Source organism: Mycobacterium sp. (assembly GCF_049673265.1).
Lineage (GTDB): Bacteria > Actinomycetota > Actinomycetes > Mycobacteriales > Mycobacteriaceae > Mycobacterium.
Genome location: NZ_JBATXN010000517.1, coordinates 1 through 1,818, shown reverse-complemented (window position 1 = coordinate 1,818; position 1,818 = coordinate 1). Strand labels below are relative to the sequence as shown.

Here is a 1,818-nt window from a genome sequence, read left to right as displayed (position 1 = left end):
TGCTCGCGGATTGAACGCCGCAACTCTGCGAGGCGCCGCAACTCGGAGTCGATCGTCTTCTGATCGCGCATGGTCTGAGCGTAAAGCAGCCTGCCACTGTTCGTTTCGGCAATGGCCTGGCAACTCGAGCCCGTTCACCGGTGCAGAATCTCCGCATCCGCACGCCTCCCCACGCCACTAGGCGTGGCGCGGGGAAAGATGTGCGACCGGATTAGGAGGCCGGGGCAGGAGGCTGACCCGGGGCCGGGGGCTGACCAGGTGCCGGAGACTGACCAGGTGCCGGACCGGAGTTCGCCGGAGCACCCGGTCCCGCGTTCCCCGGAACGTTCGACGTCCACATCAGAATGTCCTGCAGTCCGTCGTTGTAGACAACGCCATTCGGCGGTGCGCCCGTCACGTCGAAGTACAAGGTCCCCGTCGATTCGCTGCCTTGCGGGATCGGCGCCGGGTTGAGCCCATTCGGAACCTCAACCTTGTCGATCAGCTTGTAGGTCTGTCCGTTGGGCCCGCGGGCGCTGAAGTCTCTAACCATGGGGGTAACGGTTCCGCCGTCTGACTTGGCCGTGATGTCTGCCTGGTAGAGCGTGCCTTTCGGGGTGAAGCCAGGAATCGCGATGGTGCTGGGCTGCAGGTTGCTCACCGTGTAGGTGGTCACCAACGGTCCGTCGATCAGCGGCTCGCTGGTGCCGAATCCCTGGATGTTTGGCGGCGCCGCCGCGGCAGTTCCTGCGGCCACGACGCTCGCGGCAGCTATTCCCGCGGCCCCGACAGCCGTCTTGAAAGTGGTCGTTGTGAACTTCACGATGAGCTCCTTCTTCGCTCCTTGTTGTTTGAAACGGTCGCCCGACATTTAGGTGAGACCGAACTGGATCGGCATAGCCAACCGGCGGCAATTTCAAACGTCATCGCATGCCAAATACCTGTCCGGCAACACTACCTGGGGAAATGGCGCGATCTCGTTTTGCGCCGTTGCCATCGCCTGCCGCCAATTTGAAAAACTGACACCGCGGTAATTATCAAATTGTCTCGGGATTGATTGGCGCGGTTGCTGCGATGCATCGTGGCCCGTCAGATCGCGACGGGCCAGTATTTTTCACGGCTGTTCGAAGATTTGTCGGCCAACTTTGCGCCTGAGGACCATCTTGCAGCTACCTTAGAGACGCCTAAGAAAACCTCGACGCCCGTCAGGAGCCGCGGATGGCTCAGCAATCAACGACGCGGAATCGGCGGGCGCGCAACGGAAAAGCTCACCGACGTCGTGTGCTCGGTCCGGTTGCGGTTGCCGGCGTGTTTCTGGCTACTGCGATGACCCCGACGATCACTACGCCGAATGCTCATGCCGACGGGTTTGACTCGATCTTCGACCCGATCATCAACTCGATCGCCGGCTCCTTTGCCGGCTTGATCGACCCGCTGGCCGGTCTGGGGTCGCCCACTGCTGACCTAGCCGCCAGCAGCAATCTTGGTGCGGGTGCAGCGGATTCGGCGCTGGTGGCCGCGTCTGATCCCTCTCCTGCTGCTAGCTCATTCGACACGATGCTTCAGACGCTCGCCCAAGAATGGATCGCGAGCCCATTCGGTGCGGCGTACGACGCACAGCTCAATACGCTGTGGCACGACCTTGGCAACACCGGCATCCTGATCGGCAACGGCGCCGACGGAACACCGGGCTCAACGTTGGCAGCGGCCAACGGCGAAGCCGGCGGGTTGTGGTTCGGCAACGGCGGCAACGGCGCCACCGATGCGCTCGGTCAGGGCGGTAACGGCGGGGACGCCGGGACGATCGGTAACGGCGGTAACGGCGCTGCCGGTACAGAC

General features: G+C 62.8%; 2 protein-coding genes. One reads left to right on the top strand and one right to left on the bottom strand.

Features of this window, described 5'->3' with window-relative positions; translation table 11 throughout:
- Nucleotides 1-211 precede the first annotated feature (211 nt).
- On the bottom strand, nucleotides 212-802 hold the full coding sequence (locus WBF82_RS17865; RefSeq protein WP_424384297.1) for an MPT63 family protein: 591 nt from the start codon (nucleotides 800-802) through the stop codon (nucleotides 212-214).
- 395 nt (nucleotides 803-1,197) lie between these two features.
- Between WBF82_RS17865 and WBF82_RS17860 the strand changes: the two genes are divergently transcribed.
- Nucleotides 1,198-1,818, top strand: a 621-nt coding sequence (locus tag WBF82_RS17860) for a PGRS repeat-containing protein (protein WP_424384296.1), incomplete at its 3' end; no start/stop codon positions are given.